Annotated in this window: 19 protein-coding genes; 5 read left to right on the top strand and 14 right to left on the bottom strand. The window is 70.9% G+C overall.

Annotated features, from left to right (window positions below; genetic code table 11):
• Positions 1–104 precede the first annotated feature (104 nt).
• Entirely contained in the window at positions 105–1931 is a 1827-nt protein-coding gene (locus AB0B41_RS05450) for an amino acid permease (protein WP_358199260.1), read from the top strand.
• The gene (locus AB0B41_RS05445) at positions 1928–2806 is read left to right on the top strand and encodes a universal stress protein (protein WP_358199259.1); all 879 of its coding nucleotides are present in this window, start codon (positions 1928–1930) and stop codon (positions 2804–2806) included. The genes AB0B41_RS05450 and AB0B41_RS05445 overlap by 4 nt, the downstream gene beginning before the upstream one ends.
• A 216-nt stretch (positions 2807–3022) precedes the next feature.
• Here AB0B41_RS05445 and AB0B41_RS05440 read toward each other — a convergent pair whose 3' ends face one another.
• From AB0B41_RS05440 to AB0B41_RS05395, 10 genes are all read right to left on the bottom strand, one after another.
• Positions 3023–3145 (bottom strand): hypothetical protein, encoded by a 123-nt coding sequence (locus AB0B41_RS05440; RefSeq protein WP_358199480.1) that lies wholly within the window; start codon positions 3143–3145, stop codon positions 3023–3025.
• 151 nt (positions 3146–3296) lie between these two features.
• A complete protein-coding gene (locus AB0B41_RS05435) occupies positions 3297–3656 on the bottom strand; it encodes a MerR family transcriptional regulator (protein ID WP_358199258.1) in 360 nt (119 codons plus the stop codon).
• Between the two features lie 544 nt (positions 3657–4200).
• Positions 4201–5403 (bottom strand): AI-2E family transporter, encoded by a 1203-nt coding sequence (locus tag AB0B41_RS05430; protein WP_358199256.1) that lies wholly within the window; start codon positions 5401–5403, stop codon positions 4201–4203.
• Between the two features lie 83 nt (positions 5404–5486).
• Positions 5487–6374, bottom strand: a complete 888-nt coding sequence (locus AB0B41_RS05425) for an alpha/beta hydrolase (protein ID WP_358199254.1) — start codon at positions 6372–6374, stop codon at positions 5487–5489.
• Between the two features lie 366 nt (positions 6375–6740).
• Positions 6741–7568 (bottom strand): acylglycerol kinase family protein, encoded by an 828-nt coding sequence (locus AB0B41_RS05420; RefSeq protein ID WP_358199252.1) that lies wholly within the window; start codon positions 7566–7568, stop codon positions 6741–6743.
• 591 nt (positions 7569–8159) lie between these two features.
• Positions 8160–9128, bottom strand: coding sequence for an acyl-CoA desaturase (locus AB0B41_RS05415; RefSeq protein ID WP_358199250.1), 969 nt, complete (start codon positions 9126–9128; stop codon positions 8160–8162).
• A gap of 308 nt (positions 9129–9436) precedes the next feature.
• Positions 9437–10741, bottom strand: a complete 1305-nt coding sequence (locus tag AB0B41_RS05410) for a PP2C family protein-serine/threonine phosphatase (protein ID WP_358199248.1) — start codon at positions 10739–10741, stop codon at positions 9437–9439.
• 241 nt (positions 10742–10982) lie between these two features.
• Positions 10983–13217, bottom strand: coding sequence for a catalase/peroxidase HPI (gene katG / locus AB0B41_RS05405; protein WP_358199246.1), 2235 nt, complete (start codon positions 13215–13217; stop codon positions 10983–10985).
• An 82-nt stretch (positions 13218–13299) separates the two neighbouring features.
• Positions 13300–13734 carry a Fur family transcriptional regulator gene (locus AB0B41_RS05400; protein ID WP_358199463.1) on the bottom strand — a complete coding sequence of 145 codons (435 nt, stop codon included), beginning with the start codon at positions 13732–13734 and terminating at the stop codon, positions 13300–13302.
• Positions 13735–13789: 55 nt separating this feature from the next.
• Positions 13790–15106, bottom strand: coding sequence for a serine hydrolase domain-containing protein (locus tag AB0B41_RS05395; protein ID WP_358199244.1), 1317 nt, complete (start codon positions 15104–15106; stop codon positions 13790–13792).
• A gap of 225 nt (positions 15107–15331) precedes the next feature.
• Between AB0B41_RS05395 and AB0B41_RS05390 the strand changes: the two genes are divergently transcribed.
• Entirely contained in the window at positions 15332–15559 is a 228-nt protein-coding gene (locus AB0B41_RS05390; protein WP_358199242.1) for a hypothetical protein, read from the top strand.
• 5 nt (positions 15560–15564) lie between these two features.
• On the opposite strand, the gene AB0B41_RS05385 is transcribed toward AB0B41_RS05390, so the two are convergent.
• The gene (locus tag AB0B41_RS05385) at positions 15565–16227 is read right to left on the bottom strand and encodes a maleylpyruvate isomerase family mycothiol-dependent enzyme (protein WP_358199240.1); all 663 of its coding nucleotides are present in this window, start codon (positions 16225–16227) and stop codon (positions 15565–15567) included.
• A 104-nt stretch (positions 16228–16331) separates the two neighbouring features.
• On the opposite strand from AB0B41_RS05385, the gene AB0B41_RS05380 reads away from it, so the two are divergent.
• Positions 16332–17090, top strand: a complete 759-nt coding sequence (locus tag AB0B41_RS05380) for a maleylpyruvate isomerase family mycothiol-dependent enzyme (protein ID WP_358199238.1) — start codon at positions 16332–16334, stop codon at positions 17088–17090.
• Between the two features lie 258 nt (positions 17091–17348).
• Positions 17349–17867: a L,D-transpeptidase gene (locus tag AB0B41_RS05375; RefSeq protein ID WP_358199235.1), complete on the top strand. Its 519-nt coding sequence runs from the start codon at positions 17349–17351 to the stop codon at positions 17865–17867.
• A 55-nt stretch (positions 17868–17922) separates the two neighbouring features.
• On the opposite strand, the gene AB0B41_RS05370 is transcribed toward AB0B41_RS05375, so the two are convergent.
• The 3 genes from AB0B41_RS05370 to AB0B41_RS05360 form a co-directional block, all read right to left on the bottom strand.
• Positions 17923–18393, bottom strand: a complete 471-nt coding sequence (locus AB0B41_RS05370; protein ID WP_358199233.1) for a DUF6010 family protein — start codon at positions 18391–18393, stop codon at positions 17923–17925.
• Between the two features lie 63 nt (positions 18394–18456).
• Positions 18457–18879: a hypothetical protein gene (locus AB0B41_RS05365; RefSeq protein ID WP_358199231.1), complete on the bottom strand. Its 423-nt coding sequence runs from the start codon at positions 18877–18879 to the stop codon at positions 18457–18459.
• Positions 18880–18922: 43 nt separating this feature from the next.
• On the bottom strand, positions 18923–19123 hold the full coding sequence (locus AB0B41_RS05360) for a heavy-metal-associated domain-containing protein (RefSeq protein ID WP_358199229.1): 201 nt from the start codon (positions 19121–19123) through the stop codon (positions 18923–18925).
• Between the last annotated feature and the right edge of the window lie 209 nt (positions 19124–19332).

Raw genomic sequence — 19332 nt, 5'->3', positions numbered from 1 at the left:
ATCATGACGTCGGTCGACGGAAACCGGACGAGGTGTCGGCCGCTGCACGGTCGCGGCAGCGTGAGGACAGCCTCCACGGCAATCGCGATTGATGGGCAAATCTCATGAGCGCAACGGCACTGAAAAAGGGCCTGAGTGAGCGTCAGCTGAGGATGATCGCCATCGGCGGGGTGATCGGAGCGGGCCTGTTCGTCGGCTCTGGCGTGGTCATCGGCAGCACCGGGCCCGCCGCGTTCATCACGTATGCGCTGTGCGGGTTCCTGGTCATCATGGTCATGCGGATGCTCGCCGAGATGGCGGTGGCCAACCCGTCGACCGGCTCGTTTGCCGACTACGCGCGCGATGCAATGGGAGGCTGGGCGGGTTTCTCGGTCGGCTGGCTGTACTGGTACTTCTGGGTGATCATCGTCGGGTTCGAGGCGATCGCCGGAGCGAAGATCGTCCAGTACTGGATCCCGGGCGTTCCGTTGTGGCTGGTCTCCCTTGTTCTCCTGACCGCGATGACCCTGACCAACCTGTTCTCGGTTTCGTCGTTCGGCGAGTTCGAGTTCTGGTTCGCCGGAATCAAGGTCGCTGCGATCGTGGTGTTCCTCGTGATCGGTCTGGCGTACGTGTTCGGGCTGTGGCCGGGTAAGTCCATGGACTTCTCCAACCTGACCGCGCACGGCGGATTCCTGCCCTTCGGAATCTGGGGGATCACCGCCGCGGTCGTGACGGTGATCTTCTCGATGACGGGCGCCGAGGTCGCCACGATCGCCGCGGCCGAGTCGAAGGACCCGGAGCGGGCGGTGGCCAAGGCCGCCAACTCGGTGATCGCGCGCATCGCCACCTTCTACATCGGCTCGATCCTGCTGCTGACGATCATCCTGCCGTGGAACGACTCGACCGTGGCCGCGTCGCCGTTCGTCGCCGCGTTCACCCAGATGGGGATCCCGTACGCCGACGACGTGATGAACGCCGTGGTGCTGACCGCGGTACTGAGCTGCCTCAACTCGGGCATGTACACCGCGTCACGCATGCTGTTCGTCCTTGCGGCCCGCCGCGAGGCACCCTTGCAACTGGTCAGCGTGACCAAGCGGGGCGTGCCGGCCGTCGCGATCCTCGCGTCATCGCTCGTCGGCTTCCTGTGCGTCATCGCCGCCGCGGTGTCGCCGGACACGATCTTCGCGTTCCTGCTCAACTCCAGCGGCGCCATCATCCTGTTCGTCTACGTCCTCATCGGGATATCTCAGATCGTCCTGCGGCGCCGCAGCGGATCCGAGCACCTGCGGGTGAAGATGTGGCTGTTCCCCGGACTGTCGATCCTCACCGTGCTGGGGATCGTGGCGATACTGGCTCAGATGGGCCTCGAGCCGGACACGCGGTCGCAACTGGTCCTGAGCCTGCTGTCCTGGGCGGTCGTGATCGCGTTCTACTTCGCCAACAAGTGGTTCATCGCCCGCCGCCCGGTGCCGCAGGAGATGGCCCCGGCCGTGGAGCCGCGTCGAGTGCTGGTACTGGCCAACGAGACCGCGAACTCCGACGAGCTGCTCGACGAGCTGCGCCGCATCGGCGCCGACCGGGCCACCCACTACTTCGTCGCGGTGCCTGCCAGCCCCGTGGAGACGGGTACCGCGGCGACGCACGGCCCGCTCGACGTCATGGAGGCCACCCAGGCCGCGGCCCAGGCACGGCTGGACCACACGCTGTCCACCCTGCGCTCGGAGAACGTGCAGGTCGACGGCGCGCTGGGGGACTACCGGCCGCTGCGAGCGCTCGCCAACGCCGTCGACACATTCCACCCGGATCAGATCGTCATCGCCACCCTGCCGCTCGAGGCATCCGTCTGGCACCGGTTCGACGTCGTCGACCGCGCCCGCACGGAACACCCGGACGTCCCGGTGACCCACGTCGTGGCGACCCCGGTGGCGATGCAGCAGGCCTTCCAATGACGATCATCGCCGGCTTCAGCTCCAGCAGGCAGGGCAGCGCGCCGCTCAACCTCGCGACGCAGCTGGCCCGCACCACCGGCGAGAGGGTCATCGCCGCCGCGGTCGTGGAGCGGACGCTGCCGGCCGGTGTCGATCCGATCGAGGACGAGTACCGGGGCTACCTGGCGTCACGGGCGAGCGAGTCGCTCCGACGACTGGTCGACCGGCTGCCCGGCGACCTCGACATCTCCGTGGCGGTCCACCACTCGACCTCGATCCCCAACGGGCTGATGGAGCTGGTGAACCAGCACAGCGCCGATCTCGTGGCGGTGGGGTCGTCGTCCTCGGGCCTGCTCGGCAGGGTCGCCCTCGGGAGCGTGACCGAGCGGCTGGTACACACCTCGAAGGTGCCGGTCGCGATCGCCCCGCGCGGCTACCCGTCGAGTCCGGTCCCCGTCCAACGGCTGACGGCCGCGTACCGCGGCGACGCAGACGCGGCGGTTCTGATCTCCACCAGTGCGGACCTGGCGAAGCAGTGGAAGGTTCGGCTACGGATCGCGTCGTTCACGGTCCGGCCCTTCACCATGTTCGGCGGCTCGATCGAACCCTCGGCCGAGGAGCTCGTCGTCCAGCAGTGGACGCACCGGACCACGGCCGCGGCGGTCGAGCACCTCGAGGAGGCCCGAGCCCAGAGCGGGCACGCCGACGTGGAGGTTGTGATCGGGTGCGGCACCGAGTGGCGGGAGGCCGTCGACGACATCGCCTGGGAACCCGGCGACGTCCTGCTACTCGGGTCCGCGGCCGCCGGGCCGCTGGCCCAGGTGTTCCTCGGCACGGCCGCCTCGAAAATCCTCCGCCATGCGCCCGTTCCAGCCATGATCGTGCCGAGGCGGTAGGGCTCCCGTACTCCCGACGCGAGCCCGACGGTCCTTGCCTCGAGGGCCGCCCCCCTCTGACCCGATTCTGCCTGCGCCACGAGGCGCTGGTGCGCCGTGAGGCACTCGGAGTCGAAGGAGGTGGAAGACCTTCTCGTCGGGTTGTGAGCCCGCCGCCCGCGCTCGCCGGCCGTCACTCGTCATCGGTCCCTCCTGCTGTCCGGCGACAAGGCTGGCCTACTTCGTCCGGCGACGTCGGACGAACTTCTCCTCGGCGTCGTCGGCGCCGTACACCTCGACGATGCCGCGCAGGACGGAGTTCGAGCCGAAGACCAGGTCGACCGCGGTGGCGGTCCGCACCCACGTTCCGCTCAGGCCTGGTGGACGCAACCACGCACACGAGCAGCGGGAGCGGCCCAAAGTCCGCTCAGCCGTGGGTGTCCACCCTGCTGCCGGGCGCCACGTGGCGATCGGCGCGAAGGCAAGAGGGGCGGTCCTCCCCGCTGGCCGATCAGGACGAGTCGGAGGCGGTGGGCATGGTGAGCCCGCCGGCCTGGACGCGCTGGTTCAGCTCGGCGTTCATGCGCCGGGCGTCCTCGAGCTGGTCTTCCAGGACGACGATGCGGCACGCCGCCTCGAGGGCCGTGCCCTCGTCGACCAGTGCCCGGACCCGCGCTGCCAACCGAAGCTGATATCGGGAGTAGCGACGGTGCCCCCCGGGTGAGCGCTGTGGCGCAAGCAGTTTCACCTCGTCCAGGCTGCGGAGAAATCCGGGCGTGGTGCCGAGCATCTCGGCCGCTCGGCCCATCGTGTAGGCGGGGTAGTGCTCGTCGTCGAACTTGTCGGCTGCGGCTTGTGGGTCTCGGGTCATTACACCTCTACGGACGAGGGGCCCCGGTGCAGTCGCACCAGGGCCCCAGGGTTGGCTCTTCACACCATCGACCGACTCGAACGTCGGCTTCCTCGACCCGCAGAAACCTGAAAACCGACTCCTGCGGGGAAACGCATCCGCGTGATAACCGAGAATCACCTTCCGTTCCGACGAGGTTGTACCCACGCGACCAACAGTGGGTCTGACAGTGTGCTGCTTCCCTTCTCCTCAGTGTTGCGACTTGCTGGTGTTGCGACTTGCTGGTGTTGCGCCACGGGTAGTTACGTCATCTCCCGTGCTGATCTTCTCTTCCCTCGGACGTGGAAGAGACTACCCACAGCCGTCGACGGATGTCTACCTCCACGGAGTGAGATTTTTGGGTTCGGCAGGATGTGTTGCTGCCGTTGGCCGTGAAGCCGACTCCCTGCTCATGGGGACCGAGAGACGCCCACGAGGTGTCGAGGCGGCCTCGAGCACGCCGCCTCCACCGAGGGGGACGACCGCCGTATCACCTGGATGCCCAGGTGCCGTCTCCTCTCCGTGCTCAGTCGGGCCGGCGCGGCTCCCGTGCAGGATCGAGGGCGAGCTCGGGCTGGCGGTCGAGCCCCGGTTCGTCGGGTCCGGTCTGTTCGGGTTCGCTGGTGTGCACGTCGCGAGGTTCGGTGTGCTGGTCGGCCTCACTGCGCAGGGACCGAATACCGGAGTTGAGCACGGCGAGCAGCGGGACCGCGAGGAGCGCTCCGGCGATGCCCCCGACGAGCAGCCCGGTGGCGATGGCGAGGATGACGGCCAAGGGGTGCAGTTTGACGGCGCGGCCGAGGAGCAGGGGCTGCAGGACGTGGCTCTCCAGCTGCATGATCCCGATGATGATCGCGAGCACGATCACGGCGGAGATCGGGCCCTGCGCTACGAGCGCGACGACGACCGCGACGCCGCCGGCGACGACCGCTCCGATGATCGGGATGAAGGCGCCGAGCAACACCAGTGCGGCGAGGGGGACGGCGAGCGGGACACCGAGGATCGCGAGCCCGATCCCGATCGCGACCGCGTCGACGACGGCGACGACGGCAGTGGCCCGGACGTAGCTGACCAGGGCGGCGACCCCGCGGCGCCCGGCGACATCGACCCGGGTACGGACGTCGTGGGGGGCGGCACCGAGCAGGAACTGCCAGATCCCTGCTCCGCCGTGGAGGAAGAAGATGAGGGTGAACACCACGAGCAGGATCTCGGTGAGCACCTCACCGATGGTGGCCGCGGTGGTCAGCGCGCCGGCGGTGATGGCGGCCTGGTTCGCGCTGAGGGTGTCGAGTACCTCCTGCTGGATGCCGGCGAGCTGTGCCTGGCCGATCGTGAACGGCCCGGTTGCCAGCCAGCTGACGATCGAGTCGACGCTGGTGCTGAGCTGGACGACGAGCGCGGGGAGGCCGCGGACGAAGGTGATGACGACGAAGGTCAGGACCCCGCCGAGCGCGGCCAGCCCGGTGACGACCACCAGCGCGGTGGCCAGGCCGCGGGGCACGCGACGCGCCTGGAGCAGGCTGACTGCGGGGGACAGGAGGGCGGCGAGGAGCAGCGCGATCGCCACCGGCACGACGATCGCGGCGAGGTAGGCCACGACCTGCCCGAGTACGTACAGGGCCGCCGCAACCACCAGCAACCGCCAGCCGATCGCGCCGCTGACGCGCAGCATCCGGGGGACCAGCAGACGGACGTCGTCCGCTTCCCGGCCGTCTCTGAAGCGGCCCATGGGGCCGGCGGTTCGAGTTCTCCCGGCGTCCGTCCGGCGAGGCTGCGGAGTCGACGCCTGTGCGTTCGCGTCAGAGGTGACCTTCACCTGCCGCAGCCGCTCGTGCTCGGATCCAGCAGCCGTCGACGTAACGCGGTGCGGTCCGCTCGCTGCGTACTACTGGTGGCAAGGAAGGTAACCAGCACGTCTGCGAAGCGACCGGGCTGCTCGGAGTGCGGGAAGTGTCCGGCTCGGTCGAAGATCTGCAGACGGCTGCCGGGCAACAGCTGGTGGGCGGCTTCGGAGTGGGCGACGGGGATGACGGCGTCCCGAGCACCCGCGACAAGCAGCACGGGGGTGTCGGCGAGCAGGTAGAGCCTGCCCGTGCCGTCGAGGCGCTGCCCCGACCCGTCGAGAGTGCTGCGCACGGTCTGGACGAACGCGCCTCGTGCTCCGCTGTCGGTGAAGGAAACCCATGCCCGGCCGAGCTCTTCGACGTCGGCGGCCGGCCCGCCCGGAAGCAGCCGGACGATCGTGTGGGTCAGTCTTCTGAGCCAGGACGGGGTCATCGCGGGAAGCGTCCGCAGGACCAGTGCGGTGCCGGGCAGGCCCGCCGCCCGGAGCACGTGACTGACCTCGCGGCCCAGCCCGCCGCTGGCGACCAGCACGAGCCGTTCGGTGAGCTCGGAGAACTGGTAGGCGAACTGCATCGCCACACCACCACCGAAGGAATGCCCGACCACGGTGACCCGGTCGAGGCCCAGGGCCACGATCAGGTCGCGTAGTCCTGTGGCGTAGGCGCCGAGGGAGTAGTCCCCGCTACACGGTTTCGCGGACTCCCCGTGCCCGAGCAGATCGGGTGCGACCGCATGGACGTCATGGCCGAGCAGCTCGAGTGCCGGCAGCCAGGTCGAGGAGCTGCTGCTGGCGAGGCCGTGCAGGAATACCACCGCCGGGCCGCCGCTGTGCTCGCCGGTCTCGAGGTAGGTCACCTGGTGACCGTGCAGCCGGATAGTGCGTCGCGCGACCGGGGCCGCACCGTCGGGCGTGTCGCTGCCGATGCGAGGGCGGGACGTGAAGGCTCCGGGAAGGACCGACTGGCAGGCGGGGAGTGCTGGTGCTGGCATGGTGTCCTACGAGTGGAAGGTGGAGGGGCGGGTGAGCTGGACGGCCCTCACCGTCAGCCGAGCGTCGCCAGGGCGCCCGGCGCGATCTCGATCTGTACCGGAGTGTCCGCGTCCAGGGGGAGGACCTCCCCATCGAGCTGCAGCGGAGTCGGTCCACGGGTGACGAACCCGTACCGGGTCGCTGTGGGTTGAGGCCGAGGACCTTCCACTTGGACACATGGTGAAGAGCGATCACCTCGAATCGGCCGTCGTCGGGCTGGTCGGTCTCTCGCTCTGGTTCGGGCGGGCACCGGACCATCGCGCCGCGCGTCGGCCGGGCGCGAGGTCCCGCAGTACGCCGAGATGGCGGCCGCGGCGCCCATCGACATCAGCGCCTACGGCGACGATCGGGGTCAGCCCCATCCCGATGTAGGAGTGCGCGTACCGGACGAGGGCGTCGGGTCCGTGGCCGACAGTGAGGCGCAGCAGGTCGAGGCGGCGGACATCCCCGGCGACGATGGCGTCGCCGAGGGGCTGTTCGCCGGTGGTCCGGCGATGGTCGTTGGCGTTGCCTGCGGCCATGACCGCGCAGACCGTGCCGGTGTCGCCGGCCTGCATGACCCCGTCGATGACCTCGTTGTAGCCGCCGTCCCCGCTCACCGACACGATCAACGAGCGAGGAGTGCGGGCAGCGTTCCTGGCCAGGTCCCGGGCATGGCCGGCGTGCTCGGTCGGACTCAGGTGGACCCACGTCCGCGGCAGCCTTCGGCTGAGATCGGCGCAGAGTCCCTCGGCCAGCTCCGCCGCGGACCCCGTGCTGTGCGGATTGAAGATCACCACGATCCGATTGAACGGGGAGGCGGTGATCACGTGAGGACTGCCCGCGGCTTCTGCGGTCATCGACTGCTTTCTGTAGTCGCTCGTGAAGAGGAGCACCCGGTCGAGAGTGGAGGCGACGTGCCGGGCGGGCGGTTCAGTGCACCCGCCGCCAGAGCGCGCGGAGCGCCGCTCCCATGCCGAGGACGACCAGCAGCGGCAGCGGCAGACAACATCCACAACCGCCGACCGAGACGTCGGCACCGCGCCCGGTACGGGTCGAGTAGTAGGGCAGGGGCCCCTACATCCCGAACCGTCCGCGGCGCCTCGGAAGGCTCGAGGACGGGAGCCCGTGGTAGGAGGACCGGCGGGTGCGCCGGCCGAACAACGCGCGGTCGAGGAGATACCGGCGCACGACGGAACCAAAGCGGCTCACCGGCGGCTCCCGGCCTCGCTGGCGATACGCCACGTTCCGAGTTCGGAGTACTTGCAGGTGGATGTCGGGGACGGGGGCCTCACGGCCGACATCCGTTTCGTGACGTCTTCACAGCATTCTCTCCCCGGTCTCGTGCGGCACAGCTCTGTTCAGGTCGGCTGATGTGGCGGCGGCGCGTATCCACTTGGCAGGCTTCTCGAGGACCCCGGCGAGCTGCTGATCCGACAGTTGCATGATTCGGATGCCGTGGGCCTGTTGCCTCTTGTGGCCCTGGCCGGCCTCGACGTCCGCGCGCCGGCCATCGTCGAGGCTGCGAACTCCGTCGCGAGATCGCTCCAGGGAACGTTGCTCGCGTGGCCGCGTTCCGGCGGCCGGGTCGATGGACCAGGTCGCGAGGGCGTGGTCGCTGGTCGCCGCGATCAGGCCCGGGCGGCGAGGCGGGCGAGGCGTGCGGTGGAGGGCCATCGGACATGGTGGGCCCAGCCGAGCTTCTCGAACACCCAGATGACGCGGGCGGAGATGTCGACCTGGCCGGGGTCGACGCCGTGACGGGCGCAGGTCGGGTCGGCGTGGTGCAGGTTGTGCCAGGACTCGCCCATCGACAGGATCGCCAACGGCCACACGTTCGTCGCCTTACCGGGAGCGCTCCAGGGCCGGTCGCCGATCATGTGGCAGATCGAGTTGATCGACCAGGTGACGTGGTGCAGCACTGCGACGCGGACCAACCCGGCCCAGAAGAACGCGGTCAGCGCGCCCCACCAGGACAGGGTGGCCAGGCCCCCGATGAGGGCGGGGGCGAGCAGGGTGAGCACGGTCCAGAGCGGGAATCGTCGGCTGATTCGGACGAGGTCGCGGTCGGCGAGCAGGTCCGGGACGAAGCGGTCGGCGTTGGTGGTACTGCGGTCGAAGAGCCAGCCGAGGTGGGCGTGGAAGAAGCCCCTCGCCAGGCCTGCGGGTGTGGTGCCGTGCAGCCACGGAGAGTGCGGGTCGCCTTCCTTGTCGGCGAACGCGTGGTGGCGACGGTGGTCGGCGACCCAGGTGATCACGTCGCCCTGCATGGCCATGCTCCCGGCGATCGCCAAGCCGTTGCGCAGGCCACGGTTGGCCTTGAACGCGCGGTGGGTGAAGTAGCGGTGGAAGCCGACGGTCACCCCGAGGCAGGACAACAGGTAGAAACCGACAGCGAGCGCGACGTCGAGCCAGGACAGGCCCCATCCCCATGCAGTGGGAACAGCTGTGACGAGGGCGAGCATCGGGATCGCGGTGAAGGCATACACCAGCCAGGCGCGCCCACGAGGCTGGGCGTCCCCGTGCAGCGGCTTTGCACCTGCCGCACTGCTTCTCGGTTCAGCAACCGAGGGCTCGCGCACGTGGAGAGAGGTGGACACGTCGAGGTGCTCCCTTGTCGACGAACCACGGTCGCAAGGTGCGCCGTGCATACTTCCGCCGAGGTCAAGAGCGGGTGACGCCAGGTCCCCCACGGGGACGCGGCACCTACCAATAACTACCCGTGTCTGAGGCGGTTCACGCGTCGCCTCGACGTGACGCCGGTGACGGTCCCTACCGTGGGGAGCGCTCTCCCGCACATCGGGCGCCGATTTGCTGGCGCCGGTACGACAAGTTGGCGTTGACCTTCCGCGGCGGCGCCGTCCTCAAGGCCGTCGTCAGCTGGCTGCAGGCTTTGGGAGACACGCCCTCAGGAGACTCCAGTGCGCGGGACGTGCTCAGGTGCGGCCACCGCGATCTGGCCGGACCGTTCAGCTTCCGTGGAGGCATGCTCCTGGCTGGCCCCGTGGTGGGTCGCGCGACCCGCCGACCCGCCGTACCAGTCAAGGCAGAGCACGGTGGCGTCGTCGCGCAGCTTGCCGCCGGTGAGCCGGAGCACGGCCTCGCCGACCGCGTGCACGACCTCGCGCGGGTGCAGGTGGGCCGTGTCCCGCAGAGCGGTGTGAAAGTCCAGGTCGGCGGCGTTCCGTTCGAGCATTCCGTCCGTGACGAACACGATTCGGTCGCCGGGTTCGAGCGTGAGCGGCTGCACCTGGAAGGATCTTCCGGGCTCGAGGCCGAACGGTATGTCGATGGCGAGCTCGATCTCCTCGACCCGGCCCTGGCGCAGCCGAAGGGGTTTCGGGTGGCCGGCGTTGACGATGCTCGCGGTCTCCTGGTTCAGGTCGATACGTACGACTTGGCCCGTGACGAACCAGCCCGGCGAGGAGTTCGCCGCGAGCTTGTCGTTGGCTCTGATGACCTGCGAGCTCAGGTCCATCCCCGTCCGTCGGGCATTTCGAAGCGCGCCGACGAGGACCGTGGCAAGCAGTGCCGCTTCCACGTCGTGACCCGCGGCGTCGGTGATCGACAGGTGCAGGGTTGTTCGGTCGAAGGCGTAGTCGAAGGTGTCGCCGCCGGCGGTGCTGGCGGGTTCGAGCCAGCCGGCGAGGGTGAACTGGCCCGCTTCGCAGGTGAATGCGGGCGGCAGGAGCCGTCGCTGGATCTCGGCGGCCAGCGAGAAGGCGGTGGTGCGTTGTCCCCACTCGAACAGATCCGTGTAACGCCGGTTCACGACCACAATATGGCCGAGTACGTGTCCGATCCCCGCGATCTCCGCCATCTGCTGGGGGCTCGGGCGGGTGGTGAGCACGAGATCCATCGCGCCTATGGCGTCTCCGCGGACGGTCACGGGAGCGGTCACTTGCGTACCCTCGTCGAGCTCGCGGACCGCGACCTGCTGCGTGCGCAGCACCTCCTCGTACACGGTCCCCGCCAGCGGCACGGACTCGGCATTCTCGGTGCCCTGCGTCCGCCCGCCCGTCGCGCCCGGAGTGCGTCCGAGCCGGACGAGGAGCCGGCCGCTGTAGTCCGCGATCAGAAGGCTGACCTGATGCGCTCCGAGCATCGTCGCGAGTTCGTCGGCTGCGACGTCGATCGCGTCGACGGGCGTAGCTGCCTCCACGCGCTCCAGCAGCGTGCGGAGATCCGGCACCCGCCCGTCCGTGTCAGACATGGCGCCGAGCATAGGGATCAATCGGGGAGGTGCCGGCCGGGAACGGATGCGGTATCCGACGGCCAGCCGAGCAGCGTCCCGTTACCAAGCGCCGGGCTGGAGCCGTAGCTACGACACCCCGTAGCCATGTCCATACTGGATCAGCTGGCACCGACGCCGGCAAGGAAGTTCTGCCCAACCGGACGACGAACGCCCCGGTCCGCCGCGGGTGCGGCGGACCGGGGCGTCGTCGGAGCCGGGGTCAGCGCAGGTCGAACCGGTCCAGGTTCATGACCTTGTCCCAGGTCTTCACGAAGTCACGGACGAACTTCTCCTTGGCGTCGTCGGCGCCGTAGACCTCGACGATGCCGCGCAGGATGGAGTTCGAGCCGAAGACCAGGTCGGCCGCGGTGGCGGTGCGCACCACGGTGCCCTGGGCGTCGCGGGCCTCGTAGACGCCCTCGGAGTCCTTCGAGGTGCTCCACTCGACCCCGAGGTCGAGCAGGTTGCGGAAGAAGTCCTGCGACAGGACGCCCGGGTTGTCGGTGAAGACACCGTGCTGCGTGCCGCCGGTGTTCGCACCCAGCACGCGGAGGCCGCCGATCAGGACGGTCAGCTCCTTGGCGGAGAGCTCGAGGTTGTAGGCCCGGTCGACGAGCAGCGTCTCCGGCTCCAGCTTGACGTCCGGGGAGATCCAGTTGCGGAACCCGTCGGCGCGCGGCTCGAGGAAGGCGAAGGTCTCGACGTCCGTCTGGTCCTGCGAGGCGTCGGTGCGACCGGGCGCGAACGGCACGGTGACCGGCACACCCGCGTCCGCGGCGGCCTTCTCGACGGCGGCGGCGCCGGCCAGCACGATCGTGTCGGCGAGCGAGACGGGCTTGCCGAACGCCTGGCGGACCTCGTCGAGCTTCGCGATGACCTCGGCCGTGCCGGCGTTGACCGGCCAGCTCGCCTGCGGCTCCAGGCGCAGCCGGGCGCCGTTCGCGCCGCCGCGCTTGTCCGTGGTGCGGAAGGAGGCCGCGGACGACCAGGCGGTGTGCACGAGCTGCGACACCGTGAGGCCGGAGGCGAGGATCTGCTTCTTGAGCTCGGCGGCGTCGGACTCCGACAGCAGCTCGTGGTCGACGGCCGGGACCGGGTCCTGCCAGACCAGGACCTCCTGGGGCACCCACGGGCCGACGTAGCGCGAGACCGGGCCCATGTCGCGGTGCAGGAGCTTGAACCACGCCCGGCGGTAGGCCTCGGCGAACTCCTCGGGGTTGTCGCGGAAGCGCTCGGAGATCTTGCGGTACTCCGGGTCCACGAGCAGCGAGAGGTCGCTCGTCGCCATCATCGGCGGGTTCTTCTTGCCCTCGATGTGGGCGTCGGGCACCAGTTCCTGGCCCTCGGCCTCCTTGGGCTTCCACTGCTTGGCGCCCGCGGGGCTCTCGGTGAGCTCCCACTCGAAACCGAACAGCATGTCCCAGTAGCCGTTGTCCCACTGGGTGGGGTTCGGGGTCCAGGCGCCCTCGAGGCCGCTGGTCACGGTGTCGGCGCCCTTGCCGGTGCCGTTCTGGTTCTTCCAGCCGAGGCCGCCGGAGAACACCGGGCAGCCCTCCGGCTCCGGGCCGACGAGGTCCGGGTTCCCGGCGCCGTGCGCCTTGCCGAAGGTGTGGCCACCGGCGATGAGGGCGACGGTCTCCTCGTCGTTCATCGCCATCCGGCCGAACGTCACGCGGATGTCGTGGGCAGACGCGACCGGGTCCGCCGAGCCCTTCGGGCCCTCCGGGTTGACGTAGATCAGGCCCATGGTGACGGCACCGAGGGCGCCCTCGAGCTCGAGCGGGTCCTCGCCGCTGTAGCGCTCGTCGCCGAGCCAGGTGTCCTCCGGGCCCCAGAAGACCTCGTCCGGCTGCCACACGTCCGGGCGGCCGAAGGCGAAGCCGAACGTCTGGAAGCCCATGTCCTCGTGGGCGACGTTGCCGGCGAGCACCAGCAGGTCGGCCCAGGACAGGCTGCGACCGTACTTCTGCTTGACCGGAAGCAGCAGGCGGCGGGCCTTGTCCAGGTTGCCGTTGTCCGGCCAGCTGTTGAGCGGCGCGAAGCGCTGGGCGCCCTCGCCGGCGCCGCCGCGGCCGTCGTGCTGGCGGTAGGTGCCGGCGGCGTGCCAGGACATGCGGATGAACAGCGGGCCGTAGTGGCCCCAGTCCGCGGGCCACCAGTCCTGCGAGGTGCGCATGACCTGGACGATGTCGGCCTTGACGGCCTCGAAGTCCAGCTGCGAGACGGCCTTCTTGTAGTCGAAGTCGTCGTCGCCCAGCGGGTCGGACTCGCGCGAGGTCCTGGTCAGGACGGACAGGTCGACCTGGTTCGGCCACCAGTCGCGGTTGGACCGCGGCCGCTGCTCGGTGTGCGCGGACGGGCCGGCGAGGGCGGGGTTCTCGCTCTCGCTGCGGCTCGCGGTGGTGTCGGTGCCCTGCGGGCTCGCGGAGGTGTCGCGTGGCTTCGGGTCGGTCACGTCAGGTCCTTCCTCACGGGGAACGCCGGTCCCGGAGGGCCGGCCTGGTGGTGGGTGCGGTCTTCTTCGGTGGAGGGCGCGCTCAGCGGCCCGCGGGCGGGGACTGGCAGGCGGGGCAGAGGCCCCAGTAGACGACCTCGGCCTCGTCGATCGCGAAGCCTCCGTCGTCGACGGCGGTCAGGCAGGGGGGCTCCCCGACGGCGCAGTCGACGTCCCGCACCGTGCCGCAGGAGCGGCACACGAGGTGGTGGTGGTTGTCGCCCACCCGCGCCTCGTAGCGGGCGACCGATCCGGCCGGCTGGATGCGGCGGACCAGACCCGCGTCGGTCAGGGCACGCAGGACGTCGTACACCGCCTGGTGTGACACCGACCCGAGTCGCGCCCGGGCCGCCGCGAGCAGGGTCTCGGTGTCGGCGTGCGGGTGCTCGTACACGGCCGACAGCACGGCCCTGCGTGGTGCGGTGACACGCAGCGCCGCCTCGCGGAGTGAACGCTCGATCTGCGCGCGGCTCGGCACGACGTCGATCCCACCACGGAAAGCTGACTGGATCAAGTCCAGAAGAGTCGTGCCGTCACCGTGTCGTGGTCGGCGGCGCCGCCGGCTCGGCCTGCTGCGGCAGGGTGTAGATCTGGTTGACCGCCGTGATCAGCAGGGCGTTCGCCGTCTGCCGACCGTCGAGCCCCACGGTGAGGTTGCTCCAGATCACGACCGTGATGTCGTTGCCCGGGTCGTGGCCGGCGAAGAGGTTGTAGCCGGGCATCTCGCCGAAGTGGAAGTACATGGTGGCGCCCGGGGTGAAGGTCTGCCGCTCGATGCCGTACCCGTACTGCGGCGCGGTCGCCGGCTGGCCCGGGGCGGGTTGCGGGCTGTCGAGCCACCGGCGCTGGACGTCGGCGTCGAACACCTCGCCGCCGACGAGAGCCTCGATCCAGGCGGCGAGGTCGTCCGCGGTGGAGATCGCACCCCCGGCCGCGGTGGCGTAGGACGAGTTCTGGTGGGTGTAGTCGGTCGGTTGCAGCGTCCCGGCCCGGGCCGCGGCCTGCACGTCCGGCGGGTACTCGCTGTCCACCATCGCGTAGGCGGAGCCGCCGTACATGTAGCCGTGGGAGTACGGGTCGGGGATCGAGGTGTCCGTGCTCGCCGGGAGCGACGACTGAGCAAGGCCGAGCGGACCCAACAGGCGGTCCCGATAGGCCTGCGCCAGTGGCCTGCCGTCGACCTTCTCGACGATCAGCCCGAGGAGGGCGTAGTTGGTGTTGCTGTAGTCGTAGCCGGCACCGGGCGGGAACAGTGGCGGGTGGGCGAATCCGATGGCCAGCACCTCCTGCGGCGTCCAGACCTTGCCCGGATCCGCGTCGAGGGTGGCCGCGAACCCGGGATCGTTCGTGTAGCCGTAGAGGCCGCTGCGCATCGTCAGGAGCTGGGCGACGGTGATGTGGTCGCCGTCGGGCACACCTTGGATGTACGTCGACACCGGATCGTCGAACCGCAGCTTGCCCTCCTGGCCCAGCTGCACGACCACCGCGGCGGTCAGCGTCTTGGTGATCGAGGCGATCCGGACGTGCGTGTCCGTGCCGGGCGGCACCTCCGTGGCCCGCTCCGTCGTGCCGACGGCCGTGGTGAAGTCGCCCTGCGGGGTGCGGACCTCGACCACGGCACCCGGGATCATGAGCTCCCGGACCGTCGCCTCCACGGCGGCCCGGAGCGCGGCGGGGTCGATCGTCCGCACCGGGGAGGGTCCGGCCGACGTCGTGGTGGCCGCCACCGCGGCCGGGGCGGGCGAGGCCGGCGCGGTGTGGGCCGCACAGCCGGCGAGCAGCAGGACCGCGCAGGCCGCCAGCGAGGCACGGCCACGCAGGGATCGACACGGCCCGACACCAGGACGCATGGTCTTCTCCGACGCTCGAGGGGCTCGCGGACGGTGGTGCACGAACGCCCGACCGGCAGTCGCCGGGGACCCGAACTGCGTCGATCCCCCATGCTGTGGCACCCGCGGCACCGCCACAGCCGCCGGACGGCCGAGCCACGATGGGTGCGGCCCCACGAACTGCGCGTGGTGAACGGCGCGGGACCGGGCCCGGGGGATGATGGACGGCGGGGAGGGGAGGGCAGCGTGACGGAGGAGGAGCTGGTGGTCGAGTTCGCGCTCGCCCGCCTGGACAACCCCGGTCTGGACCTCGAGGAGATCGCGGCGCTGGTGGTGCGCCGGGTCGGGCCCGAGCGCATGCTCCAGTTCGCCTCGCAGAACCTCGCGACCCGCGGCGAGCTGCGCGGCGCGCTGTTCGAGTCCGCCGTGGAGCACGTCCTGCGGGTGGTCCTGACCCTGCGCGACGGCGACTGAGCCCGCTACCCGTCGGTCAGGTCGTGCTCCGGGAGCGCGCCGAGGGACTCGAAGGCCGAGCGGTAGGGGCCGACGTCGCCCCGCTCGGTCCAGCGGGCGAGCTGGGCGGCGGAGCGGCGGGTCATCAGCAGGCGGGCCAGGTCGAAGTCCGAGGCGCGGATCAGCACCGGGGCCTCGTCGACGGTGCCGGCCGCGGTCCACCGCCACGTCTCGCCGACGAGGGCGACCGACGGCCCGTCCGGCAGCCGGCCGGCCAGCCGACCGGCGAAGCGGTCCCGGATCGCCCGCAGGCCCGGGGTGTCGCGGGCCCCGGGCTCGTGCAGCGCGCCGCGCAGGTCCTGCTCGTGGATGATCACGTCACCGAGCGGTCGGGCGCCGTGGTCGCGCATCCATTCGCGGAGCGGCTCGGCGACCTCCTGCCACTCGGCGACGAGCTCGGCGACGGTGTGCCCGCGCCGCTTCTCCACCTGCGCGGCCGTCCAGGTCTCGTTGTGGTCGTCGGGCTCGTCGCCGGCGACGACGTCCGCGCCGAGGCCGACCATGTGCGAGAACAGGTCGCGCACCGTCCAGTCCGGGCAGGCGGGCACCCGCACCTCGGGATCGGGTGCCGCGGAGACCAGCGCCACGACCCGCTGCTGCGCCTGCGTCCACTCGTCGATCGGGTCCACGCCCGGAGCCAACCACCCGGGCGAAGGACGCGCGAGAGGAGATGTCGAGAGCGGGCGACCGGCTCCGACCACTCCCCGACACGACGTCGGTACGGGAGGACCCGATGGACTTCGACCGCCACTGCAGCGAGATCGTCACGCAGACGGACCTGCTCGTCCGCGACGCGGGCGACGCCGACCTGCGCGCACCCGTGCCCTCGTGCCCGGGCTGGACCCTGGGCGCACTCGCGCGGCACGTCGACGGCGGCCACCGCTGGGCCGAGCAGATCGTCCGGACCCGCGCGACGACGTTCACCGACGACACGATCGTGCGGAACGTCCTGGGTGACGACCGCGGCCCGCTGCCCGCCGACGACCTGCGCGAGGGCGCCGATGGGCTGGCCGCCACCCTGCGCGCCGCCGGCCCGGGCACCGAGGTCTGGGGCCCCTTCCACTTCCGTAGCACCACCTTCTGGGCCCGGCGCTTCGCCCACGAGACGCTGATGCACCGGGCCGACGCCGCCCTCGCCGCGGGCACCCCGTTCGCGGTGGAGCCGGAGGTGGCGCTCGACGCCGTGGACGAGTGGATGGAGCTCGACGTCCTCCCGCAGCACTTCGATCTCCGCCCGGAGAAGCGGGACCTGCTCGCCTCCGGCCGGACGCTCGCGCTGGAGGCCACCGACCGCGACGCCGCGTGGTTCGTCGACCTCACCGGCCCGGTCATCACCTGGCGGCGCGGGACGGGGGACGCCGCCGTGACGGTCCGGGCACCGCTCACGGACCTGCTCCTGCTGATCTACCGGCGACACGACGCGGCGCCCCCGGAGGTCTCCGGGGACGCCGCCCTGCTCGACCTCTGGCTGCACCACGTGGCGTTCGGGTGAGGACCCGCCGTTCGGCGCCTGCGGGTGACCGGCCGCGGCGCGGGCGTTTCCCGTGTGGGTGTGCGGGCGTTGGACCCGATGCGCGGTCGTCGACGGATATCTACTCATCGTGACCGAGCAACCCCGGAGGGTGTGTGGACGTCTTCCTCTCGGAAGCCACCACACCGACACGAGGAGCGGCAGGGCTTGGGTACGCGGCGCTTCGCATCAGCCACCGGCACACGCACCGGCACACGCCGGGCGGTCCTCGCGACCGTCGTGGCCGCGATCGGACTCGGCGGCGCCCTGGTCGCCGGCCCCGCCTTCGCCGAGTCGCCCGCCGCCCAGCGGGCGCACGCGGAGCCGCTGGTGGCGGGCACACCCTGCTCGGTCTCGGCGAAGGCCTGCGTGGACCTCGAGTCCCAGCGTGCCTGGCTGATCCAGGACGGGAAGGTCACGCGCGGCCCGGTCCGGATCTCGTCCGGCGGCAACGGCCAGGAGACCCCGATCGGCCACTCCCTGCGGGTGTACCGCAAGGAGAAGGACCACCTGAGCCAGGAGTCGCGGCTGCCCAACGGCGACCCGGCCCCCATGCCGTGGTCGGTGTTCTTCAACGACGGCGGCATCGCCTTCCACTCCGGCAGCCCGGACCGGTCGTCGGCCGGCTGCATCCACCTGGAGCCCGCCGACGCCGAGGCCTGGTTCACCTACCTGCAGATCGGCGACATGGTCCAGGTCGTCAAGGCGTCGGAGGAGATGGCGGCGCGCAACCCGCAGTCCGCCCCGGCGCAGCAGTAACCCCCGGACACGACAGCGGCCCGGCCCTCTCCGGGCCGGGCCGCTGTCCAGGGGATCAGCCCGCGTCGACCGCCACCGCGTCGGCGGGAGCGGGGCGCGTGCGGCGCCCGCCGACGAAGCCCGTGCCGTAGGCCACCGCGATGGCTGCGGCCACCACGAGGTCCCAGCTCAGACAGGCGATCGTGTACGGCTCGGGCGCGAAGGCGCGGCCCGGACCGATGTTGTGCAGCACGATGTCCCACACCGGGTGCAGCGCCCAGGCCGCCGCGAGCCAGTACGGCGAGCGCCGGATGCCGAGCACGGCCATCCCGCCGTAGATCAGGATCCCGACGACCTCCGCGGCCAGCCAGCCGCCGCCGGCGTCGCCCTGGGCGGCGAACACGACGTAGAACACGGCCGCGGCGATCAGCACGCCGGCGAGCAGGATGCGTCCGGCGACGTCGCGGACGTAGCGGGACAGGGCGATGCCGACGAGCGACCAGAAGGCGCCGCCGACGGCACCCTCGACGAGCAGTTCGACCACCATGATCGTTCCTTTCGGGAGTGGCGGCCGGGCGTGACGCGCCCGGCGGCGAGGGAAGGGGAAGGGTCAGGACCGCGCCGGGCAGTGGCCGGTGTACTCGGCGCGCCGGAGCAGCATCGCCGCGGCCATCGCGGGCAGCATCAGCACGTGGCCGCCGACCATGACGGTGCCCGCGGAGATCAGGCCGGACCACAGCGGCGGGAACAGCACGAGGAACGGCAGGTACATCGAGCCGGCCATCTCGAGGGTCGCCCGCCACCCGTGGCCGCGGAACCGCATCCAGGCGCACATCGCGACGGACATGTTCGTGGCCATGATCAGGGCCGCCGGCTCGGTGGCGTGGAGCACCGGGGTCCAGCCGAGGGCGTCGCCGGCCAGGGACCACAGCGGGCCGAGGGCGACCATGCCGACGACCATCGCCACGACCATCTCCAGGTAGTGGCGGACGAAGTGGCCGGTCGGGGTGGTGGGGCGGAGAAGCGTCTTCACGAGGGGACTCCCGATTTCCGAGGGCGGTGGAGGGCGGGCGCGGTCAGGGCGCGCAGCGGTGACCGGCGCGGGCGACGGCGGCGCGCACCCGCTCCGGCGCGGCGGTACCGGACACGCGCACGGTCCGGGCGGGCAGGTCGACCTCGACGGCGGTGACGCCGGCGACGTCGCCGACCCCGGCGGAGACGGCGCGGACGCAGTGCTCGCAGGTCATGTCCGGCACCCGCAGCTCGAGTACTCCCACGGCGACGATCCCTCCTCCGGTCGCGTCCGCGGTTCGGACGCCTGGGAGAAGGGTCGGCGGGCCCGCTGTCCGGTCGCTGTCCCCGCGCTGTCCGGGTCGGCCAGGTCGGGACAGGTCCGCGATCGGGTCAGTCTGCGCAGGTCAGCGGGCCGGGGCCCGTGCGGCGCCCTTCGGTCACGGCCTCGGCGAAGGTCTGCTCGCCGAGCGCC

This window comes from Pseudonocardia sp. NPDC049154 (assembly GCF_040648315.1).
Classification (GTDB): Bacteria; Actinomycetota; Actinomycetes; order Mycobacteriales; family Pseudonocardiaceae; genus Pseudonocardia.
The sequence above is the reverse complement of the archived record's forward strand: the minus strand, read 5'-3'. Positions and strand labels throughout refer to the sequence as shown.

Coding starts and splice junctions, on each gene's coding strand:
- AB0B41_RS05395 (WP_358199244.1), bottom strand. CDS start 15,106: ATGCGTCCTGGTGTCGGGCCGTGTCGATCCCTGCGTGGCCGTGCCTCG.
- AB0B41_RS05380 (WP_358199238.1), top strand. CDS start 16,332: ATGGACTTCGACCGCCACTGCAGCGAGATCGTCACGCAGACGGACCTG.
- AB0B41_RS05430 (WP_358199256.1), bottom strand. CDS start 5,403: ATGGGCCGCTTCAGAGACGGCCGGGAAGCGGACGACGTCCGTCTGCTG.
- AB0B41_RS05450 (WP_358199260.1), top strand. CDS start 105: ATGAGCGCAACGGCACTGAAAAAGGGCCTGAGTGAGCGTCAGCTGAGG.
- AB0B41_RS05410 (WP_358199248.1), bottom strand. CDS start 10,741: ATGTCTGACACGGACGGGCGGGTGCCGGATCTCCGCACGCTGCTGGAG.
- AB0B41_RS05370 (WP_358199233.1), bottom strand. CDS start 18,393: ATGGTGGTCGAACTGCTCGTCGAGGGTGCCGTCGGCGGCGCCTTCTGG.
- AB0B41_RS05435 (WP_358199258.1), bottom strand. CDS start 3,656: ATGACCCGAGACCCACAAGCCGCAGCCGACAAGTTCGACGACGAGCAC.
- AB0B41_RS05445 (WP_358199259.1), top strand. CDS start 1,928: ATGACGATCATCGCCGGCTTCAGCTCCAGCAGGCAGGGCAGCGCGCCG.